This is a genomic window from Methylorubrum sp. POS3, from assembly GCF_043352485.1.
GTDB lineage: Bacteria > Pseudomonadota > Alphaproteobacteria > Rhizobiales > Beijerinckiaceae > Methylobacterium > Methylobacterium suomiense.
In genome coordinates, this window is sequence record NZ_JAPRBT010000001.1 from 4,889,929 (window position 1) to 4,910,351 (window position 20,423).

General features: G+C 67.8%; 22 protein-coding genes. 15 read left to right on the forward strand and 7 right to left on the reverse strand.

Annotated features, from left to right (window positions below; all coding sequences use genetic code 11):
• The first annotated feature begins 53 nt into the window (after positions 1 to 53).
• From OWC43_RS22775 to OWC43_RS22785, 3 genes are all read left to right on the forward strand, one after another.
• Positions 54 to 1,376, forward strand: a complete 1,323-nt coding sequence (locus OWC43_RS22775; protein ID WP_393958427.1) for a flavin monoamine oxidase family protein — start codon at positions 54 to 56, stop codon at positions 1,374 to 1,376.
• A gap of 65 nt (positions 1,377 to 1,441) precedes the next feature.
• Complete coding sequence (locus tag OWC43_RS22780; protein WP_137828572.1) at positions 1,442 to 2,068, forward strand: cyclic nucleotide-binding domain-containing protein; 627 nt, start codon at positions 1,442 to 1,444, stop codon at positions 2,066 to 2,068.
• A 190-nt stretch (positions 2,069 to 2,258) separates the two neighbouring features.
• Positions 2,259 to 2,462 (forward strand): hypothetical protein, encoded by a 204-nt coding sequence (locus OWC43_RS22785; protein ID WP_137828571.1) that lies wholly within the window; start codon positions 2,259 to 2,261, stop codon positions 2,460 to 2,462.
• A 315-nt stretch (positions 2,463 to 2,777) separates the two neighbouring features.
• Here OWC43_RS22785 and OWC43_RS22790 read toward each other — a convergent pair whose 3' ends face one another.
• Positions 2,778 to 3,047, reverse strand: a complete 270-nt coding sequence (locus tag OWC43_RS22790; RefSeq protein WP_393958428.1) for a hypothetical protein — start codon at positions 3,045 to 3,047, stop codon at positions 2,778 to 2,780.
• 294 nt (positions 3,048 to 3,341) lie between these two features.
• On the opposite strand from OWC43_RS22790, the gene OWC43_RS22795 reads away from it, so the two are divergent.
• From OWC43_RS22795 to OWC43_RS22815, 5 genes are all read left to right on the forward strand, one after another.
• Positions 3,342 to 3,488, forward strand: coding sequence for a hypothetical protein (locus OWC43_RS22795; RefSeq protein WP_171015433.1), 147 nt, complete (start codon positions 3,342 to 3,344; stop codon positions 3,486 to 3,488).
• Between the two features lie 255 nt (positions 3,489 to 3,743).
• Positions 3,744 to 4,787: a sulfate ABC transporter substrate-binding protein gene (locus tag OWC43_RS22800; RefSeq protein ID WP_393958429.1), complete on the forward strand. Its 1,044-nt coding sequence runs from the start codon at positions 3,744 to 3,746 to the stop codon at positions 4,785 to 4,787.
• A 4-nt stretch (positions 4,788 to 4,791) separates the two neighbouring features.
• Positions 4,792 to 5,646: a sulfate ABC transporter permease subunit CysT gene (cysT, locus tag OWC43_RS22805; RefSeq protein WP_393958430.1), complete on the forward strand. Its 855-nt coding sequence runs from the start codon at positions 4,792 to 4,794 to the stop codon at positions 5,644 to 5,646.
• Complete coding sequence (cysW, locus tag OWC43_RS22810; protein WP_393958431.1) at positions 5,639 to 6,535, forward strand: sulfate ABC transporter permease subunit CysW; 897 nt, start codon at positions 5,639 to 5,641, stop codon at positions 6,533 to 6,535. The genes cysT and cysW overlap by 8 nt, the downstream gene beginning before the upstream one ends.
• A gap of 4 nt (positions 6,536 to 6,539) precedes the next feature.
• Positions 6,540 to 7,583: a sulfate/molybdate ABC transporter ATP-binding protein gene (locus OWC43_RS22815; RefSeq protein WP_137828598.1), complete on the forward strand. Its 1,044-nt coding sequence runs from the start codon at positions 6,540 to 6,542 to the stop codon at positions 7,581 to 7,583.
• A 151-nt stretch (positions 7,584 to 7,734) separates the two neighbouring features.
• Here OWC43_RS22815 and OWC43_RS22820 read toward each other — a convergent pair whose 3' ends face one another.
• Entirely contained in the window at positions 7,735 to 8,343 is a 609-nt protein-coding gene (locus OWC43_RS22820) for a YqgE/AlgH family protein (protein WP_137828566.1), read from the reverse strand.
• A gap of 155 nt (positions 8,344 to 8,498) precedes the next feature.
• On the opposite strand from OWC43_RS22820, the gene OWC43_RS22825 reads away from it, so the two are divergent.
• The gene (locus tag OWC43_RS22825) at positions 8,499 to 8,981 is read left to right on the forward strand and encodes a peroxiredoxin (protein WP_137828565.1); all 483 of its coding nucleotides are present in this window, start codon (positions 8,499 to 8,501) and stop codon (positions 8,979 to 8,981) included.
• Between the two features lie 52 nt (positions 8,982 to 9,033).
• Here OWC43_RS22825 and thrB read toward each other — a convergent pair whose 3' ends face one another.
• Positions 9,034 to 9,999 (reverse strand): homoserine kinase, encoded by a 966-nt coding sequence (thrB, locus tag OWC43_RS22830; RefSeq protein WP_393958432.1) that lies wholly within the window; start codon positions 9,997 to 9,999, stop codon positions 9,034 to 9,036.
• 89 nt (positions 10,000 to 10,088) lie between these two features.
• The gene (gene ispH, locus OWC43_RS22835; protein ID WP_393958433.1) at positions 10,089 to 11,108 is read right to left on the reverse strand and encodes a 4-hydroxy-3-methylbut-2-enyl diphosphate reductase; all 1,020 of its coding nucleotides are present in this window, start codon (positions 11,106 to 11,108) and stop codon (positions 10,089 to 10,091) included.
• A 325-nt stretch (positions 11,109 to 11,433) separates the two neighbouring features.
• Here ispH and OWC43_RS22840 point away from each other — a divergent pair, with 325 nt between their 5' ends.
• The 3 genes from OWC43_RS22840 (at position 11,434) to OWC43_RS22850 (ending at position 15,729) form a co-directional block, all read left to right on the forward strand.
• On the forward strand, positions 11,434 to 13,332 hold the full coding sequence (locus tag OWC43_RS22840; RefSeq protein ID WP_137828562.1) for a monovalent cation:proton antiporter-2 (CPA2) family protein: 1,899 nt from the start codon (positions 11,434 to 11,436) through the stop codon (positions 13,330 to 13,332).
• Positions 13,325 to 14,776 (forward strand): MATE family efflux transporter, encoded by a 1,452-nt coding sequence (locus OWC43_RS22845; RefSeq protein WP_137828561.1) that lies wholly within the window; start codon positions 13,325 to 13,327, stop codon positions 14,774 to 14,776. The genes OWC43_RS22840 and OWC43_RS22845 overlap by 8 nt, the downstream gene beginning before the upstream one ends.
• Before the next feature lie 161 nt (positions 14,777 to 14,937).
• The gene (locus tag OWC43_RS22850; protein ID WP_393958434.1) at positions 14,938 to 15,729 is read left to right on the forward strand and encodes a DUF937 domain-containing protein; all 792 of its coding nucleotides are present in this window, start codon (positions 14,938 to 14,940) and stop codon (positions 15,727 to 15,729) included.
• 12 nt (positions 15,730 to 15,741) lie between these two features.
• On the opposite strand, the gene OWC43_RS22855 is transcribed toward OWC43_RS22850, so the two are convergent.
• From OWC43_RS22855 to OWC43_RS22865, 3 genes are all read right to left on the reverse strand, one after another.
• A complete protein-coding gene (locus OWC43_RS22855; RefSeq protein ID WP_137828559.1) occupies positions 15,742 to 15,960 on the reverse strand; it encodes a Flp family type IVb pilin in 219 nt (72 codons plus the stop codon).
• Positions 15,961 to 16,248: 288 nt separating this feature from the next.
• Positions 16,249 to 16,494, reverse strand: coding sequence for a DUF3072 domain-containing protein (locus OWC43_RS22860; protein ID WP_137828558.1), 246 nt, complete (start codon positions 16,492 to 16,494; stop codon positions 16,249 to 16,251).
• A gap of 110 nt (positions 16,495 to 16,604) precedes the next feature.
• On the reverse strand, positions 16,605 to 17,492 hold the full coding sequence (locus OWC43_RS22865) for a branched-chain amino acid aminotransferase (protein WP_393958435.1): 888 nt from the start codon (positions 17,490 to 17,492) through the stop codon (positions 16,605 to 16,607).
• Between the two features lie 254 nt (positions 17,493 to 17,746).
• Between OWC43_RS22865 and OWC43_RS22870 the strand changes: the two genes are divergently transcribed.
• From OWC43_RS22870 to OWC43_RS22880, 3 genes are read left to right on the forward strand one after another with little or no spacing between them, the layout of a single operon-like run.
• Complete coding sequence (locus tag OWC43_RS22870) at positions 17,747 to 18,259, forward strand: MarR family winged helix-turn-helix transcriptional regulator (protein ID WP_238307465.1); 513 nt, start codon at positions 17,747 to 17,749, stop codon at positions 18,257 to 18,259.
• Entirely contained in the window at positions 18,259 to 18,999 is a 741-nt protein-coding gene (locus tag OWC43_RS22875) for a response regulator (RefSeq protein ID WP_393958436.1), read from the forward strand. Before OWC43_RS22870 ends, OWC43_RS22875 begins: the two co-directional genes overlap by 1 nt.
• Before the next feature lie 8 nt (positions 19,000 to 19,007).
• Positions 19,008 to 20,414 carry an ATP-binding protein gene (locus OWC43_RS22880; protein ID WP_393958437.1) on the forward strand — a complete coding sequence of 469 codons (1,407 nt, stop codon included), beginning with the start codon at positions 19,008 to 19,010 and terminating at the stop codon, positions 20,412 to 20,414.
• The last annotated feature ends 9 nt before the right edge of the window (positions 20,415 to 20,423 follow it).

Here is a 20,423-nt window from a genome sequence, read left to right on the forward strand (position 1 = left end):
GAGCGGGGGCGCATCCGACATGACGGGCGCCCTCCGCCATGCAGCCGGAACGCATGCCCCTCGCCCCTGAACACGCCCGCTTACGCTCGACCACCCCCGCGCGCTTCTCCCCCCTGCCCGCCGCGCCGGACGTGGCCGTGATCGGTGCGGGCGCGGCCGGAATCGCGGCGGCCCGGCGATTGGTGGCGCGCGGGGTGTCGGTCGCCGTGCTGGAGGCGCGCGACCGGGTCGGCGGTCGCGCCTTCACCGCCTCCTTACGCGGCCACCCGATCGATCTCGGAGCACACTGGCTCCATGCCGGTCCGGTCAACCCGCTCGTCGCGCTCGGCCATGCCCGCGGCGAGCCGCTGCGGCGGGCGGCCCAGGACGGGCATCTCTGGGTCGGGAATCGGCGCGGGCGGGCCTCCGAACAGGCCGCCTTCTCCCGCGCCTTCGACGTGGCCGACCGCGCGATGACACTTGCCGCCGGCCGGCAGGCGGATGGGCCGGCCGCGCGATCGGTCCCGCCGAGCCTCGGGCCGTGGCGGGAGCGGATCAGTCTGGTTCATGCCCTCGTTTCCGGTCGAAGGCTGACCGAGGTGTCGCTGCACGATTGGCCGAGCCTCGAATACGGCGACAACTTCTTCATCGCCGGTGGCTACGGCGCCTATCTCGCCCGGCTCGCCCTCGGCCTGCCGATCCGCCTCGGCGCCGCGATCTCCGGCATCGATCTCACCGGTCCGGGCGTGAAGATCCGCCTGGACGACGGCGGAACGCTCGCGGCCCGGGCGGTGATCGTCACCGTGCCGATCCCGGTACTTCAGCGCACGATACGCTTCGATCCGCCCCTCCCGGCCCGCAGCCGCGCCGCGATCGACGGTTTCCTCTCCGGCACCTACGAGCATGTCGTGCTGCACTGGCCCTCGGCGCCGTTTCACGGGCGTGACCGGCTCGCCAGCATCGTCGGCGGCCGCCACAAGCCGCCTGGAATGCTCACCCGCATCGACGACACGCCGTTCCACTACTTCGAACTCGACGCAGCCTCGGCGGAATCCGCCGACGCACGCCGCGTCGGGCCGGACGCGGAACGCCGCTTCGCCCGCGCCGTCCTGGCCGAACATTTCGGCCACCGCGCCCTGGGCGATCTCGCCGTGCCCGTGGTCACCGGTTGGCGCCACGATCCGTGGTCGCGCGGATCCTGGGCAGTCGTGCCGCCGGGCCACGCGCCTGCGCGGGCCATCCTCAGCGATCCGGTGGCGGATCGGATCTGGTTCGCCGGGGAGGCCAATTCCCGCCTGCAATGGGGCACGGCGGGCGGCGCCTACGAGGAGGGAACCCGCGCCGCCGATTCGGTCGCGGAACGCTTGTCGCCACCGGATCAGCGCGCCGATACCTAAGCTGATCTTGCATTTCGGGCACGATCGGTGCGAACCGCGACCGTAACGACGACGCGGGGGCGGCGATGAACTGGATCGAGGTGATCGGCTATCTTGGGACGGGGCTGACGATTGCCTCGACAGCGATGAGCACGATGATCCCTCTGCGGATCGTGGCCCTCTGCGCCAGTTGTGCCGTTATCACCTACGGTTTCCTGATCGGCAGCGCGCCGGTCGTCCTGACCGAGATGATCCAGATCCCCTTCAATGCGTGGCGGCTCTACCAGATGGTCCGCCTCGTCCGCGACACCGAGAAGGCGGCTTCCGGCGATCTCTCCCTGGACTGGTTGAAACCCTTCGGCACGTCCCGGCGCTTTCGGGCCGGCGACGTGCTCTTCCTGAAGGGCGATAAGGCCGAGGAGATGTATCTGATCGAGAGCGGGCGCTTCCGCATCGCCGAACACGGCCTCGATGTGAAGGCCGGCGATATCGTCGGCGAGTTGGGCATGCTCTCGCCGGGTAATCTGCGCACCGGCTCGCTGGCCTGCGTCGAGGCGGGCACGGCCCTCTGTCTCAGCTATTCGGAGGTCAAGCAGCTTTATTACCAGAACCCGGAATTCGGCTTCTACTTCCTCAAACTGACGAGTGAACGCCTGTTTCAAGGTGCAGCCGAAACGCTACGGCCGGAGAATGCCGGCACGGAGGTGCTCTAACGGGCAACGTTAATCAGCCGAACTCCATAACAAGGGCCGAAGTCGCTCTTCCGCCTCGTTGAGCGGCGATGTTGCCTTTGCCGGTGGAAAACATCATGGGTCGCGCCGACATGTTTTATCGCCATTCCCGGCAATGCTACGATCGTGGCCGCCGCCGAGGTGGCTCGGGGCTTACAGGCGGCTTTGCGCCATGAGGGGATACGAGGCGAAGGCTCAGGTCATGGCGGATGTCGCCACCGTGATCGAGCAGGCGCGCCGCGAAGGTCGCGACCTCGCGACCGCCCTGCGCATCGCCCGCGTGACGCTCGCCTATGTCAGCGGTCCGGAGCCCGATCCCGATCAGGCGCGTGCCCTCGAAGCGATCGACCGCCAGTTGCGGCAGCTCTCCAGCTGAAGCGCCCTTCTCAGCCCGCCTGGACGATCAGGGTCACGGCGCCGAAGGCCAGCACGGCGAACACCGCCACCGCCATCAAGATGAGGGCCGCCCGGGATTCGCGGAGCTGATTCTCTTCCATTCGACGAGCTTAAGCGAAGCCGGAGCCTGCGGGAAAGCCGCTCTCGGTCGCACACGTCGCCGCAATCCTGGAAGGTCCTAAGAACGAGCCGGCTGCCCGGATAGTGGGTTGTGAGGCGACGTGCTTTCTTTGCGCCGCATCGGTCTGTCTCCGGGCATCGGCACTCTTCATGAGAGCCGATACCCGGGGAATGCTCAGCTATGCAGTACGCGATCCTGCGGACGGGACAGCGAGACGATGGCTGCTTCCGGAATGGCCGCAGCCGGGGGGCGCCACGGAAGAACGTTCCAGCGCCCATACCAATCGTCCGCCACCGAGAAGGCGAAGCGATGCGTCGGATCGCAGGCGTGGGTGAAGGGCAGGACAGCGGGATACGGGCCGCGCCGGGCGGCGAAACCGTCTGAGAACAGGCCGAGCACGGGTGCCGGGCGCGATGCGGTGTCGGGGTATTCGGAAGCGGACATTGGCAGCCTGAAGCGAGCGATCGAGGGCGTCCCCGCCGCGGCGGAGCCTTTCGCGCTGCACTGCAAGACGGGAGCCCAGGCGCCGTCGCGTCCGCTCGCCGTCGCAGGCGCGATCGAATTCCGCAGCGGAAACAAGGATGTCGAGGGTCGGTGTCGGCTGGTCCACGGGTTGCGGTGGTTAAACGAATCCTCCTCTGCCCGAACGCGAATGTCCCGAAACAGGACAGGAGGAGGATCGGGGCGGCACGCCCGACCCGTTCCGACACCGAGCCCCTCCGTCGAACTGGAAACCCGATGCAGCTTGTCACCGACCCGATCCGCCGCCTCGTCCATCGCCGTTTCGCCATGCTGGGACTGTTCTGCGCATTGGCCTTGACGATGACGTGGTGGTTCATCGTCGCCCGAGGCCTGTGGCTCGCCATCGAGTGGGCAGCCGCCTGATCAGCCCCATTCACCATCCACAAACGTTCTTTCTATAGAACATGGCGGTAGGAGGAGCGCCTCCTACCTAAGCGCCGCTGAGGAGTAATTTTTTCTACCCCACCCCTTACCATCCTATGCAATAGGTTGCAGAAGGATCACCAAGTCGAATTCAGCATTTCCAAGCGCACCAGCGCTCGCTTGACATCGTTCGTTAAAAAGAACACTTCCTTCGTCGATCGGCAGGCCGCGCCTGCCTCGCGGAGGTGAGACGACGTGATCTCAGGCAAACCGACCCGAACCGCCCTCGCCCCCATCGGACGGGCAGCGTTCCTCGGCTTGGCGCTGACGCTGGGCGTCACCGGCGGCGCCCGGGCGCAGAGCGAAATTCTCAACGTCTCCTACGATCCGACCCGCGAGCTCTATCGCGAGATCAACGCGGTCTTCGCCGAGGAATGGAAGGCCAAGACCGGCGAGACCATCACGGTCCGCGCTGCCCATGGCGGCTCGGGAGCGCAGGCCCGCACCGTCATCGACGGTATCCCGGCCGATGTGGTGACGCTCGGCATCCCCTCCGACATCGACGCGATCTCCAAGATCTCGAAGAAGATCCCGGCGGACTGGCGCACCAAGCTTCCCAACGAGGGCCTGCCCTACACTTCGACGGTCGTGTTCCTCGTCCGCAAGGGCAACCCGAAGGCGGTCAAGGATTGGGCGGACCTTGCCAAGCCCGACGTGAAGGTGATCACCCCGAACCCGAAGACGTCGGCGGGCGGGCGCTGGAACTTCCTCGCCGCCTGGGGCTACGCCTACGAGAAGGAAGGCAAGGACAAGGAGAAGGCCAACGCCTTCGTCGGCAGCTTCTACAAGAACGTGCCCGTTCTCGACACCGGCGCCCGCGGCTCGACCGTGACCTTCGCCCAGCGCGGTCTCGGCGACGTCCTCCCCACCTGGGAGAACGAGGCCTTCCTCGTGCTGGAGGAGTTCGGCAAGGACAAGTTCGACATCGTCGTTCCGCCGACCTCGATCTACGCCGAGCCGCCGGTGGCGCTCGTCGATGCCAATGTCGACAAGAAGGGCACGCGCAAGCAGGCCGAGGCCTATCTGCAGTTCCTCTACAGCGACAAGGCGCAGGCGATCTTCGCCAAGCACCATTATCGGCCGATCAAGCGCGAGGCCGCCAAGGCGGAGGATCTCGCCCTCCTACCCGCGATCAAGCTGTTCAAGATCGAGGACGTCCTGGGCTCCTGGGACGATATCCAGAAGGCCAATTTCGACAATGGCGGCCTGTTCGATCAGTTGAGCAAGGCCGGGCGCTGAGTTCATGAGCGAGGCTCCCCGTCCAAAGCGGCGATTCCGCCAGCGGACCGTGATTCCCGGCTTCGGGCTCACGCTCGGCTACACGCTCACCTGCCTCGGGGTGATCGTGCTGCTGCCGCTCGCCACCCTGGTCGCCAAGGCTGCGGGGCTCGGACCGGCGGGCATCTGGGCGGTCGCCACCGATCCGCGGGTGGCGAGCGCCCTGCGCGTCAGCTTCGGCGTGTCGCTGCTCGCCGCCCTCACCGCTTCGATCTTCGGCGGCATCGTCGCCTGGGTGCTGACGCGCTACGAATTTCCGGGCCGCAAGCTCGCCGACGCCGTCGTCGATCTCCCCTTCGCCCTGCCGACGGCGGTCGCCGGCATCGCGCTGGCCTCGCTCTACGCCCCCAACGGGGCGGTGGGCGCGCAGCTTGCCAAGATCGGCATCGAGGCGGCCTACACGCCGGTCGGCATCTTCATCGCGATGGTGTTCATCGGCCTGCCCTTCGCCGTGCGCACGGTGCAGCCGCTCATCGCCGAGATCGACAAGGAAGTCGAAGAGGCGAGCGCGATCCTGGGCGCTTCGCGGATCGCGACCCTCACCCGGGTCGTGCTGCCGCCGCTCATTCCGGCGGTGCTGACGGGCTTCGCCCTCGCCTTCGCCCGGGGGGTCGGCGAGTACGGCTCGATCATCTTCATCGCGGGCAACCTGCCCTACGTCTCCGAGATCGCCCCGCTGCTGATCGTCATCAAACTCTCCGAGTTCGACTACGAGGGGGCCAGCGCCATCGCGGTGATCATGCTGGCGATCTCCTTCGTGACCCTGCTCGCCATCAACCTGATCCAGGCCTGGAGCCGGCGGAGGTTCGGCTATGTCTGACGCCGTCGCCTCCCTCCCCGATTCACGGGACGGCACCATCCGTCCGGCCCAGAGCGTGGTGACCGAGCGTCCCTGGATCCGCTGGCTGCTGATCGCGGTTGCCCTGACCTTCCTCGCGCTGTTCCTCGTTCTGCCGCTGATCACGGTGTTCGCGCAGGCGCTGGCGAAGGGCTGGAGCGCGTATCTCGCCGCCTTCACGGAGCCGGACGCGCAATCGGCGATCCGCCTGACGCTGACGGTGGCGGCCATCGCGGTGCCGTTCAACCTCGTCTTCGGCGTGGCCGCGGCCTGGGCCATCGCCAAGTTCGAGTTCCGCGGCAAGAACCTGCTCGTCACCCTGATCGACCTGCCGTTCTCGGTCTCGCCCGTCGTGTCGGGCCTGATCTACGTGCTGGTATTCGGCTCGCGCGGGCTGTTCGGGCCGGTGCTGCTCGAACACGACATCCAGATCATCTTCGCGGTGCCGGGCATCGTGCTGGCGACCGTCTTCGTCACTTTCCCCTTCGTCGCGCGTCAGTTGATCCCGCTGATGCAGGAACAGGGAACCACCGAGGAGGAAGCCGCGCTGACGCTCGGCGCCTCCGGCTGGCACGCCTTCCGGACGGTGACGCTGCCCAATATCCGTTGGGGCCTGCTCTACGCGGTCCTGCTCTGCAATGCCCGGGCGATGGGCGAGTTCGGCGCGGTCTCGGTGGTGTCCGGCCACATTCGGGGCCTCACCAACACGCTGCCGCTGCACGTGGAGATCCTCTACAATGAGTACAACTTCGTTGCCTCTTTCGCCGTCGCCTCCCTCCTTGCCGGCCTCGCTCTTGTCACCCTCGTCATCAAATCCCTCCTCGAGTGGCGCTACGCCGACGACATCGCGGCGGGCACACGGCGTCACTGATCGGATCGGCCAGGCCACCGCGATCCGCATCGAGGATCTGTCGAAGACCTTCGAGACGGCCGCGGTCCTGCACGATTTCAACCTGGACGTCCGGGCGGGCGAATTGCTGGCGCTGCTGGGCCCCTCGGGCTCCGGCAAGACGACGCTCCTGCGCATCATCGCCGGGCTCGACTTCCCCGATCGCGGCCGGATCATCTTCGGCGGCGACGACGCCACGCGCGTGCCGGTGCAGCAGCGCGCGGTCGGCTTCGTGTTCCAGCACTACGCCCTGTTCAAGCACATGACGGTGGCGCAGAACATCGCCTACGGCCTCAATGCCCGGCGCCGCTCCGAGCGTCCCGAGAAGGCCGAGATCAAGCGCCGGGTCGGCAATCTCCTCGACCTGATCAAGCTGTCGGGCTTTGCCGACCGCTATCCGTCGCAGCTCTCCGGCGGCCAGCGTCAGCGCATCGCCCTGGCCCGCGCGCTCGCCGTCGAGCCGCGGGTGTTGCTCCTCGACGAGCCGTTCGGCGCCCTCGACGCCCAGGTGCGCAAGGACCTGCGCCGCTGGCTGCGGGAGATCCACGACCGGACCGGCCAGACCACGATCTTCGTCACGCACGATCAGGATGAGGCACTGGAGCTATCCGACCGCGTGGCGGTGCTCGATCGTGGCCGATTGGAGCAGGTCGGCACCCCCGACGAGGTGCAGGAGCGCCCGGTCTCCCCGACGGTGCTGAAGTTCCTCGGCGACACGATCGAGGTCGAGGCGATCGCGCAGAACGGGCAGGTGCTGGTTCAGGGTCGCCCGACACCGCTCACGGCCCCGCAGGGCCTGTCCGGTCCGGTCAAGCTCTATGCCCGGCCCTGGCAGCTCCAGTTCGCGGAGGCCGATACGGCCCATCTTCACGGCACCGTGCGTTCCTCCTACCGGACGCAGGGTCGGCAACGCATCGAAGTCGACCGGGAGGGCGCCAAGACCGTCGTGGTCGAAGCCTCCGACACCGCCCGGCTCGCTCAGGGCCGCGAGGTCGGGCTGCGGATCGTCGGAGGTTGGGTGTTCCCGTAGCCGGCCGCACCCGCCCCCCTATCCCCTCATTCTGAGGTGCTGCGGAGCAGCCTCGAAGGAGGGCTCCAGCCAGCCGCGCGATCCCCGGAGCCCTCCTTCGAGGCTTCGCTCCGCACGTCAGGATGAGGGTGTGGGTAGGGAGAGGCCGGTCTTACGCCCGCCCGGCATCCGCCGACAGCATCAGCGGATCGATCCCGATGCCGCGCAGGGCCTGATCGTATTTGGTGCCGAGGCCGGCTCCGAAGATCAGGTCCGGGTCGGCCGGGCAATTGAGCCAGCCATTCGCCAGGATCTCGTTCTCGAGCTGGCCCGCCTGCCAGCCGGCATAGCCGAGCGCCAGGACGGCGTTGGAGGGGCCGCGCCCGTCGGCGATGGCGCGGAGGATCTCCACCGTCGCGGTCAGGCACACCCCCTCGTCGATCTGGAGGGTCGACTGGTCGATGTGGAAGTCGGCGGTGTGCAGGACAAAGCCCCGCTTGGCATCGACCGGCCCGCCCATCAGAACCGGCATATGCCCGACCCGCTCGCGCAGGCGGATCGCGTCGGACTCGCTGGCGATGTCGAGCTGGATCAGCAGATCCGGCATGCTGAGATCGGCCACCGGCTTGTTGACGATGATGCCCATCGCCCCGTCCGCCGAGTGGGCACAGAGATAGATCACCGAGCGTGCGAAGCGCTCGTCGCCAATGCCGGGCATGGCGACCAGGAACTGGCCGTCGAGATAAGCCGGATCTTTGAGGGAGGATGCGGGGCTCTGCATGGCCCCATGCTAATCCGCTCGCGGCCGTTGATCCATAAGGCAAACAGGCTCTTGATCGTGATCCGCCCCGGCGCCTCGACAGGGACCCGGCCCCCGTCTAACGCTGGCTGGGCACAAGTGGAAATCCTGCCCGACAGGATGCGAGGAGAGCACGGATGACGATTCAGGTCGGCGATCACCTGCCCCAGGTCACCTTCCGGGTGAACGGCCCCGACGGCCCGCAAGCCAAGACCACCGACGACCTGTTCAAGGGCCGCCGCGTCGTCCTGATCGGCGTCCCTGGCGCCTTCACCCCCGCCTGCCATCGCAATCACCTGCCGGGCTACGTCGCCAACCGCGACGCGATCCTGTCGCGCGGCATCGACGCCATCGCGGTCACCTCGGTCAACGATGTGTTCGTGCTGAACGCGTGGCAGCAGCAGAGCGGCGCCGAGGGTATCGAGTTCTTGGCCGACGGCAATGCCGAGTTCGCCAAGGCGACCGGCCTCGAGATGGACGGCACGGGCTTCGGCCTTGGTACGCGCTCGCAGCGCTACGCCATGCTGGTGGATGACGGCGTCGTGCGGGTGCTGAACGTCGAGGATACGCCGTCGAAGGCGGAGATTTCCGGCGCGGAAGCGCTGCTCAAGGTCATCTGAGCGAGCCGATCGCGGCCCCTCTCCCCCACGGGAGAGGGGAAGAGCGCGTGCGCTATCCCACCCACCCGTAATCCCGCGCATCGCTCGCGCGGCGATGGAACGCCAGCCGCCGGTCGTACTCGAGCGGATCCTTCGGCTGCACCAGGGCGCCCGGCGGTACGTTGAGCCAATCGACCAGCCGGGTCAGCATGAAGCGCATCGCCGCGCCCCGCGCCAGCATCGGAAGCGCCGCGACCTCGGCCGGTTCCAGCCTCCGCACGGCATCGTAGCCGGCGATCATGGCCCCCGCCTTGTCGCGGTGGAAGGTGCCGTCCGCGTCGAAGCACCATGCGTTGAGGCTGATGGCGAGATCGTAAGCGAAGGCGTCGGTGCAGGCGAAATAGAAGTCGATGAGTCCCGACACGTCGTCGCCGATGAAGAACACGTTGTCGGTGAACAGGTCGGCGTGGATCACGCCGGACGGAAGCCCCTCCGGCCAGGAGGCTTCGAGCACGTCGAGATCGGCCCGCGTCCGTGCGGCGAGGCCGGGCGCCACCGTATCGGCCTGGCCCTCCGCCTGCAGGAACAGCGGACGCCATGCCCCGACCGAGAGGTTGTTCTCACGACGCCTGGAGAAGTCGCGGCCGGCTTGGTGGAGCCCGGCGAGGGCGGCGCCGAGGGCGCGGCAATGCTCCGCGTTCGGGCGACTGAGCGAGACGCCGTCGAGGAAGGTCACGATGGCGGCGGGTCGGCCGCAGAGGCGCCCCAACGCCGTCCCCGACCGGTTGCGCACCGGCTGCGGGCAGGCGAGCCCGGCCCGGGCAAGATGCCCCATCAGGTTGATGAAGAACGGAAGATCCTCTTCCCGCACCCGCTTCTCGTAGAGGGTCAGGATGAAGTTGCCGGCCTCCGTGTGGAGAAAGAAGTTCGAGTTCTCGACGCCCTCCGCGATGCCCTTGCACGCGAGCAGGTCGCCGATCTCGTAATCGGCGAGGAAGGCGCGCAGCGCCTCGTCGGAAACGTCGGTGTAGACCGCCACGGATCGCTTGCCCGTTCACACAAAGGAAAGGGGCGCCGTGGGCGCCCCTGGGTCGTCGCCGGATGCCCCGGCAGACAGCGAGAGGACGGCTAGGCCGCCTCGCTGCGCAGCTCGCGCGGCAGCGGGAACGACATGTCCTCGATCGTCACCGAGACCTGATCGACCGTCACGTCGAAGCGGGCGGCAAAGGCGTCGATGATCTCTTCCACCAGCACCTCGGGGGCCGAGGCGCCCGCGGTGAGGCCGAGGCGGCGCACATCCTTGAAGGCATCCCAATCGATTTCCTCGGCCCGCAGGACGAGACGGGTGATCGGGCATCCGGCGCGCTCGGCGACTTCGCGGAGACGCTGCGAGTTCGAGGAATTGGACGAGCCGACCACGATCAGGGCATCGACCCGCGGCGCGACCTCCTTCACCGCTTCCTGGCGGTTGGTGGTGGCGTAGCAGATGTCGTCCTTGTGGGGGCCGTGGATGCCCGGGAACTTGGCCTTGAGCGCCTCGACGATGTGCTTGGTGTCGTCGATCGACAGGGTCGTCTGCGTCACCCAGGCGAGGGCCTGCTCGGACGGGGGGTTCAGGGCGTCGATCTGCTCGATGTCCTCGACCAGGGTGATCGAGCCCTTCGGCAGCTGGCCCATGGTGCCCACCACTTCCGGATGACCCGAATGGCCGACCAGCAACACGTGGCGCCCACGCTTGTGATGGATCTCGGCCTCGCGGTGGACCTTGGTGACCAGCGGGCAGGTCGCGTCGATGGTGGTGAGACCGCGCGAGACGGCGTTCTGCGGCACCGTCTTGGCGACGCCGTGGGCCGAGAAGATGACCGGTGCGCCGCTATCGGGCACCTCGTCCAATTCGCGGACGAACACAGCGCCCTTCCGCTTCAGCGTCTCGACCACGTATTTGTTGTGGACGATCTCGTGCCGGACATAGACCGGCGCCCCATAGAGCGCGAGCGCCCGCTCCACCACGTCGATGGCCCGTACCACGCCGGCGCAGAAGCCGCGCGGTGCGCAGAGCAGGATCTCCAGGGGTGGCTTCTCCCCCGTCACGGCCGGATGCGGGACCCGGTTGGGGTCGGCGGTGAGGTTGATGGTATCGGCGCTCATGATCTCGCGGATGTGGAGAGGGGTGGCAGGGTCTGTCAACAGCGGCCAGCCCGAAAGCCGCGACAGGATGAGAAGGCCTGTCCGTTGCAAACCCCATAACACATCCGGCTCCCGGCGTGAGCCCCACCCGGAAAACACCTGATCGCCCTCGGGATGCGTCTCGGGCCGGAAAAGTCCTCGGGCGGGCCCGGTATGAGGCGGCGTGTGACGAACGACACGCGAATCGGCCTCGCGACAATGGTCCTCGCAAGATAAGGGGAAGGATCTTCCCGGTCCCCGCGAAGCGATCCAAGGCTTCGATCCAAGGATTTGATCCCAGGCGTCCATGGCGAGTGCCGCGACCCATGCCAGCTTCCTGCCGCCGGTCCTGACCTTCCTGTCGGCGGCGGTGATCGGCGTGCCGATCGTGCGTCTGCTCGGCCAGAGCGCGGTGCTGGGCTACCTCGTCGCCGGAGTCGTGATCGGCCCGGCCGGACTCTCGCTGATTGCCGAGCCGGAGACCGCGGCGAGCGTCGCCGAGATCGGCGTCGTGCTGCTGCTGTTCATCGTCGGGTTGGAGCTGGAAATCTCCCGCCTCGTCTCGATGCGCCGCGATATCTTCGGCCTCGGCACCGCGCAGCTCGCTCTGTGTTCTCTGGCGCTGGCGGGCGCCGGACTCGCCTTCGGCCTGACGCCCGCCGCGGCGACCGTGGTGGGCATCGCGCTGGCGCTCTCGGCGACGGCGGTGGCGCTGCAGCTCCTCGAGGAGCGGGGCGATCTCGGCAGCGCCTATGGCGGCCGATCCTTCGCGGTGCTGCTGCTGCAGGACATCTCGGTGGTGGCGATCCTCGCCCTGCTGCCGCTTCTCGCCTCGGCCGGCGCGACGCCGAAGGACGGGTGGCTCGACGAGGGCCTGCGCTCGACGGCGCGGGCCGCCGCCGCGGTCGCGGGCGTGGTGGTCGTCGGCCGCTACGGCCTCAACCCGTTCTTCCGGCTTCTGGCCGCCGCCGGTGGTCGCGAGGTGATGACGGCGGCGGCCCTCCTCGTCGTGCTCGGCACCGCCATGGTGATGGAGAAGGCCGGCCTCTCCATGGCGATGGGGGCGTTCCTGGCCGGCGTGATGCTCGCCGAATCGAATTTCCGCCATCAACTCGAGGCCGATATCGAGCCGTTCCGCGGCATGCTGCTCGGCCTGTTCTTCATGAGCGTCGGCATGTCGATCGATGGCGGGCTGCTGGCCAACCATTGGGTGGCGCTGATCGCGGCGACCCTGGCCGCCATCGCGGTCAAGGTCGTGCTGGTGGCGGGCCTGTTCCGGCTGTTCGGCTCGCCCTGGCTCGACGCCGTGCGCGGGGCCGCCGTTCTGGCCCCGGCGGGCGAGTTCGCCTTCGTGATCCTTCCGGCGGCCGCGGATCTGCGCATCCTCGAAGGCGACGTCCCCCGCTTCTGCGTGGCGCTGGCGGCGCTGACGATGCTGGTCGGGCCGATCATCGCCAAAGGGCTCGACGCGGCCTTCGCGCGCCGCTCAGGCGAGGCCGTGCCGCCGACGGATGTCGGCGATGTCGCGGAATCGGGAGAGACCCGGGTCCTCGTCGTCGGTTTCGGCCGCTTCGGCCAGATCCTCGCGCAGGTCCTGCTGGCGGAGGGCATCAGCATCACGGTCATCGACAAGGATGTCGGGCAGATCCGGGCGGCGACGAGTTTCGGGTTCCGCATCTATTACGGCGACGGCACCCGACTGGACGTGTTGCGGGCCTCCGGCCTCGCCAAGGCGGACCTGATCTGCATCTGCATCGACGACGCGGAGGCCGCACTCAAGATCGTCGACATCGTCCACGAGGAATTCGCCGACGTCCGCACCTATGTGCGCGCCTACGACCGCACCCACGCCATCGAGCTGATGAACCGCGACGTCGATTTCCAACTCCGCGAGACCGTCGAATCCGCCCTCGGCTTCGGCCGTGCGACGCTGGAAGGCCTCGGCCTCTCGGCGGAGGCCGCCGCGCGCCGGGTCGAGGATGTGCGTAAGCGCGACGTCGCGCGCCTCGTGCTGCAGCAGGCCGGGGCCATGCCGGACGGCAGCGGCTGGATGCGGGGCGCCCCCGAGGTGCGGCCCGAGCCGCTCACCGCCCCGACGCGGCCCTCGCGGGCCCTTTCCGCCGAAACCCGCGGCTTGATCGAGACGAAGCGCCACGAGGCGGCCACCCGCGTGCTGGAGCCCGAGGATTCCGAACGGGATGCCTGAGGCGACATCCGGGGCGACGACGGCCGGGAGCGGGAGCCCGGCGCGCTTCGTCACGGGCTCGATCCTGCGCCACGTCGTCGTGATGAGCGGCACCGGCTCGGTCGGCCTGATGGCGATCTTCGCCGTCGACCTCCTCTCGCTGTTCTACGTGTCGAAGCTCGGGGATCCGTCACTCACTGCCGCCGTCGGCTTCGCCTCGATCGTCCAGTTCTTCGCCATCGCGATCAATATCGGCCTGATGATCGCGGCAGGCGCCCTGGTCTCGCGGGCGATCGGTCGGGGCGATCCGGCCGGCGCGCGGCGGATCGCGACCTCGGTCAACGTTCATGTCCTGATCGTCTCGGGTCTCCTCGTCCTGGGTCTCCTCGCGGTGCTCGATCCGCTGCTGCGGGCGATCGGAGCGGAGGGGCACACGCTGGACGTGGCCAAGCGCTATCTCTGGATCAGTTTGCCGTCGAACCTGCTGCTCGGTCCCGGCATGCTGGCGACAGGCCTCCTGCGAGCCGTCGGCGCGGCGCGGGACGCGATGTCGGTCACGCTCGGTGGGGCCATCGTCACCGTCTTCCTCGATCCGGCCCTGATCTTCGGTCTTGGTCTCGGGGTCGACGGAGCGGCCATCGCCGTCTGCGTGGCGCGGCTCACCTTCGTGGCGATCGGCGCAAACGCCTTGCGGCGCCACCGCCTGCTGGAGCGGCCGCGCCTGTCGGGGATCCTCGGTGACCTGCCGGAGGTGGTGCGCATCGCGCTGCCGGCCGTGCTGACCAACCTCGCCCCCTCGGTCGCGAGCGCCTTCGTGGCCCATGCCCTGTCCGGGTTCGGCCCGGAGGCGATCGCCGGCAATGTGGTGATCGACCGCTTGGCCCCGGTCGCGTTCTGCGGATTGTTCGCCATGTCGGGCTCGATCGGCCCGATCCTCGGCCAGAATTGGGGTGCCGGCCGATTCGACCGGATGCGCGGCGTGCTTCTGCAGGGCGCTCTGGTGACGGCCCTCTACATCGTTCTCGTCTGGCTGCTCTTGGCGCTCGCCCGGGCGCCCCTGGCCCGCGCCTTCGAATTGACCGGGATCGCCGCCGATCTGTTCGGCTTCTTCTGCCTGGTGGCCGGGCCGGTCTGGTTCTTCAACGGGCTCCTGTTCCTCGCGAATGCGTCCTTCAACAATCTCGGCTCGCCCTTCGTCTCGACCCTGCTGAATTGGGGTCGGGCGACACTCGGCACGATGCCGCCCGCCCTCGTGGGCGCCGCGTATTACGGGCCGAAAGGGGTGATCGCCGGGACCGGGCTCGGCTCCATCGCCTTCGGACTCGCCGGCCTCGCCCTCGCCTTCCGGACCGTTCGAAGGCTGGAGCGCGGTGAAAGGCCCGCACGAGAGCCGAAACCGAGAGAGGCATCGACACCCGATACGGCAGGCTCTTCTCCCGCGCCCTCGAGCGGAATGCCGATCTAACGGGCCGATTTGGTCACACGAGAGGGGCTTTCCCAGCCGAAATCGACACGGAAAACGGTCGGCGGCTGGTCAGGGTCGATCCGATGCGACACACTTCCCTGCGAATGCGGCCCGTCGGGCCTCTTCGCGAGGCGGCGTGAGGCGTCCCGACCATGTACACGATGTTCGATATCCTCCAGGGCCAGAGCGATGCGAACGTGCGCGCGTTCGGCCAGCAATTCGGGCTGTCACCGGACCAGACCCGGCGCGCCATGGAGGCCTTGATGCCCGCCCTGACCCTCGGCCTCCAGAGCCAGGCGGGAGCGGATCCGATGGGGTTCGGTCGCCTGTTCGGCCTCGGTATGCCGGGCGCCGCATCCCGACCCTCCACACCTCCGGACCTGATGTCGGGGATGTTCGGTTCACCGATGCTGGCGCAAGCGGTGATCCAACAGGCCGCGACCGCGAGCGGCGTCGGCGCACAGGCCTTGCGTCAGATGTTGCCGATGATGGCCGGGATGATCGTGGCGGGGATCGTCCACCTCGTTCTCAACCCGCCCGCCAGCCCGGCGGCGGAGCCGGCGCAGACCCCGCCGAACTTCGGCAATCTCTGGGCCGATTGGCTGAACGGGCTGACCGCGGCAGCCTCGGCTCAAGCTGCACCCACGCCTCCGGCGCCCCGGCCAGCGCCAGCCCGCCCGCAGCTGCGCCAGGAGCCGAAACAGAGTGCGAATTCGCAGACGGACGCCACCAAAGCGTCGATGGAGGTGATTTCGCAGATGTTGCAGACCGGTGCGGAGGTCCAGGAGCAGAACGTCAAGGCCATGCGCGATGTCTTCGACGCCTTCTGGAGTCCGAAAGAGGGCTCCGCCGCCCCGGGCGACGCACAGCCGAAACCGGTCTCGGAGGTAGCGCCCAAACCGAACGCGCCCACCAACTCGTCCGGCCGGCGCAAGCCAGGGACGCGCAACTGAGCCCACAGGTCGCTACTGGGCAAGCGTGTAGTATTTCACGATCGAGTCGAACATGTCGCCCATCGCCTTGCCGAAGAGGGTCATGCAGGTGACCACGCTGGCGGCCATGACGGCGGTGAGCAGGGAATACTCGATCATCGTCGCGCCATCGGTCTCCCGCGCGAGCCGGGCGACACCGGCACGCAGCCGGACGGCAAGGAGAGCAGCGCGCTCGGTCGAGATCAGACGCACGGCGAATCGGTCCGAAGGCGTGACAGTTTTGGCAGCCTATCGGGTCAACGTTGCGACGAACTTAAGATGACCGCTGAACTTACGGCGGCGCTTCTGAAAATGGTTCGGTGCAACGATTCAAATCATACGATCCGGACAGCCTCCGGCAACCTCACCGCTGGCTTGGCAATGGCATGATACGTTTCGTATCTGCCATCGCGAGGATCGATCCAGCACTCTGCCAAGTCATGACAGCGCCATGCTTAGATGCGCGTCAGAGGAACCGGGCGCTCAAAACGGAGGCGGTGGTCACGCCTTTCCCGTCTCCTGCCTCAGCGCGTCAATACGCTTCGAGGCTTCGGCCTTACCGAGATCGGGCTCGAACGCCTCCGGGGATTTGGCCTGCTCGGACAGCGTCTTGAGGTAGGACGCCTGAGCCCCCGTCATCGGCTCGCCGCCGGTGGTCCACTCGTCCGGATCCTTGATCCGGTTGGACTCGTCGGTCGGATCGACCTTCGGATTCTCGGCCTGAGTCTCTTCGGTCTTGCGCGTCATGCGACACCCTTCTTGTTCATGGAATGTTCCATGGGACTGTCGGGGAAACGCAGGGCTTCGAGCAGGGTTCCGGCGGGAGGGCGCAGCATCGTGCGCCCTCCACAGGATCATCAGGCGGCCGCTGCGCGGGGCTGCACCTCGGCGCTGTAATCGTCCATCAGCGTCTTGGTCAGCTCGGCCGGCGTGAAGCGGTAAGGGCCGATCTCGGAAACGGGAGTCACCTCCGCCGCCGAGCCGGTGATGAAGCACTCGGTGAAGCCGGTCATCTCATCGGGCCGGATGCGGCGCTCGATCACGCGGATGCCGCGGCGCTTGGCGAGTTCGATCACGGTCTGGCGGGTGATGCCATTCAGGAAGCGATCGGCCTGGGGCGTGTGGATCGCGCCGTCCTGAACGAAGAACACGTTGGCGCCGGTGCATTCGGCGACGTTGTCCTCCCAGTCGAGCATCAGCGCGTCGGCATAGCCCTTGTTCTCGGCCCGATGCTTCGAGATCGTGCAGATCATGTAGAGACCCGCCGCCTTCGAGGTCGAGGGCGCGGTGCGGGGATCGGGCCGCCGGTAATCGGCGAGATCGAGGCGAATGCCCTTCATCTTGGTCGCCGGATCGAAATAGCTCGGCCATTCCCAGGCCGCGATGGCGAGATGGATCGTGTTCTTCTGCGCGGCCACACCCATCATTTCGGAGCCGCGCCATGCCACGGGGCGAAGATAGGCGTCCTGCAGGCCGGACGTGGCGAGCACTTGGGCCTTGGCCGCCTCGATCTGATCGACCGAGTAGGGAATCTCGAAATCGAGAAGCTGAGCCGAGCGGCGCAGGCGCTCGGAATGCTCGCGGCTCTTGAAGATACGCCCGCCATAGGCCCGTTCGCCCTCGAACACCGCCGATCCGTAATGAAGGCCGTGACTCAGCACATGGATCTTCGCCTCGCGCCACGGCACCATGGCGCCATCGAACCAGATCGTGCCCTCGCGCTCGTCGAACGGGATGACGGACATCGCTGAAACATTCCTCTGCGCGGCCGCGCGCGGGCCGCGAGGTCGCATGATTCAAGGCTGGGACCGGCGCACGACCGCAGGAATACGGCGGGGGTGACGGGTGCCGGGCGGGTTGACGGGTAGCAACGAGGCTGAGATATGTCAACAACACTGACTTATCTGGCCCGGGCCGTCCGCCCCGCGCTCCGACGGAAGGCTTCGACGACGTGACCCGCGTGATGACGAGAGGCACAGAAACCGTACGCGAGGCGGAGATGCGTATTGAGGCAGCACCTGCCCGCGACAGCGATGATTTGATCGAGCTCCTGTTCTTCGCCTATCGCGATTTCGTCGGTGATCCCGATCGGATACTGGCCGAATACGGTTTCGGGCGGGCCCATCACCGGGTACTTCATTTCGTCGATCGCTATCCGGGCCTCACCATCGCCGAACTGCTCGACATCCTGCGGATCACCAAGCAGAGCCTGAACCGCGTGCTCAAGGACCTGATCGATCAAGGCTATGTCGAGCAGCGCACCGGCACCAGCGACCGGCGCCAGCGCCTGTTGTTCTGCACGCCGACGGGGCGCAGCCTCACCGCCGATCTGACCCGGGTCCAGGTGCGCCGCGTCGCCCGCGCCATCGAGGAGCCGGCGGAGGCCGAAGGTAGGAACGGCCGGGAGGCCCGGATCGCCTCCGCCCAGGGCTTCCTGCTCGCGATGATCGAGCCGGGCGACCGCCCCGCCGTGCGTCGCCTCATGGCGCGCCGCGCCGGGATGCGGGCCTGATGTCGGTCGCACCCGTCGAGGGGACGGCTGCGAAAGCCCGGGCGGAGCTTCCCGATCACGCCCCCCATATCCTGATCGTCGATGACGACCGGCGCCTGCGCGAATTGCTCGCTCGCTTCCTGTCCGAGCAGGGATTTCGCGTCACAGCTGCCGCGAGCGCGGCGGAGGCGCGGACGCGGGCGCAATGCTTCGTATTCGACGCCCTCGTCCTCGACGTGATGATGCCCGGCGAGAGCGGCTTCGACTATGCGCGCTCCGTCCGCGAGACCTCGCGGGTGCCGATCCTGATGCTGACGGCGCGTTCCAATCCCAATGACCGGGTGACCGGCCTGGAGATCGGCGCCGACGATTATCTGCCCAAGCCGTTCGAGCCGCGCGAACTGATCCTGCGGCTCAACAACATCATCCGCCGCCATGCCGCGGCGCCCGAGCCGCGCCCGGAGGGCGAGGGTGCGGTGAGCTTCGGCCCCTTCACCTTCCGCCCCGACCGCGGCGAGCTGAAGCGCGATTCCGAGACCGTGCGGATCGCCGAGCGCGAGCGCGAGATCCTGACGATCCTGTCCCAGGCCCGCGGCGGCAACGTCGATCGCGAGACGCTCGCGGGCAATGGCGGCTTTGCCGCCGAGCGCACCCTCGACGTTCAGATCAACCGGCTGCGCCGCAAGATCGAGCCGGACCCGGCCAATCCAAGCTTCCTCCAAACGGTGCGCGGCGTCGGCTACCGCCTCGTCGTCGATTGAAGCCGCCCGTGGCGGGGCCCGTCGATCCTCTTCCGGCCCCAGCCCACCGGCCGGGCGCGCTCGGCGGTGCCTGGGGCCCGGTCTACCGGGCGTGGCGTCGCCTCGGGCGGCGGATCGGGGACGTCCTGCCCAAAGGTCTCTACGCCCGCTCGCTCATCATCATCATCGCCCCCGTCGTCCTGCTCCAGTCGGTGATCGCCTACACCTTCATGGAGCGGCATTGGCAGCTCGTGACGCGCCGTCTCTCAGCCTCGGTCACCGCCGACATCGCCGCCCTCATCGACATCTACGAGACTTATCCCCAGGATCGGAACGCCGAGACCATCACCCGCATCGCGGGTGAGCGGCTGAACCTCGACCTCGATATCTTGAAAGACGCCAAGCTTCCGACGCCCGGCCCGCGGCCGTTCTTCTCCATTCTCGACGAGGCCCTCTCGGACGAGATCAAGCGCCAGATCAAGCGGCCTTACTGGATCGATACGGTCGGGCGCTCGAATCTGATCGAGATCCGGGTCGCGATCCCCGACGGGGTGATGCGGATCGTCGCCCGGCGTAGCCAGGCCTACGCGTCGAACTCGCACATCTTCCTGCTGTGGATGATCGGCTCGTCGCTGGTGCTGCTCGGCGTCGCGATCCTGTTTCTGCGCAACCAGATCAAGCCGATTCTCCGGCTCTCCGCGGTGGCCGAGGGCTTCGGCAAGGGCCGTGAGATCGAATTCAAGCCCCGAGGCGCACGCGAGGTGCGCCAGGCCGGTCATGCCTTCATCGAGATGAAGCGGCGCATCGAGCGGGCGATGGAGCAGCGCACGACGATGCTCAACGGCGTGTCCCACGACCTGCGCACGATCATCACCCGCTTCAAGCTCTCGCTCGAACTGGTGGAGCAGACCCCGGAGGTCGAGGATCTGCGCCGGGACGTGGACGAGATGAGCCGCATGCTCGAAGGCTACCTCGCCTTCGCCCGGGGCGATCTCGCGGAGACAGCGGGCGTCACCGACATGCGGGTGATGCTGGAGGATCTGCGCAGCGATGTGGAGCGCCTCGGCGCCCATGTCGACGCCGTCGAACTGGAGGGCAGCCCCCTCGTCACCGTCCGGCCGGACGCCATGCGACGCTGCCTGTTCAACCTCGCGGCCAACGCCGCGCGCTACGGCGAGGCGGTGGCGATCTCGGGCAAGCGCGAGCACCGTTCGTTCCTCGTCTGCATCGACGATGACGGCCCGGGCATCCCGGTGGAGAGCCGCGAGGAGGTGTTCAAGCCGTTCGTGCGCCTCGACGATGCGCGTCAGGATGCGGGCGGATCGGGGCTCGGCCTCGCCATCGCCCGCGATATCGCGCGGGCCCATGGCGGCGAGGTCACGCTGCATGACGGTCCGCTCGGAGGCCTCCGGGCGCAGGTGCGCATTCCGGCCTGACGGCGTCGT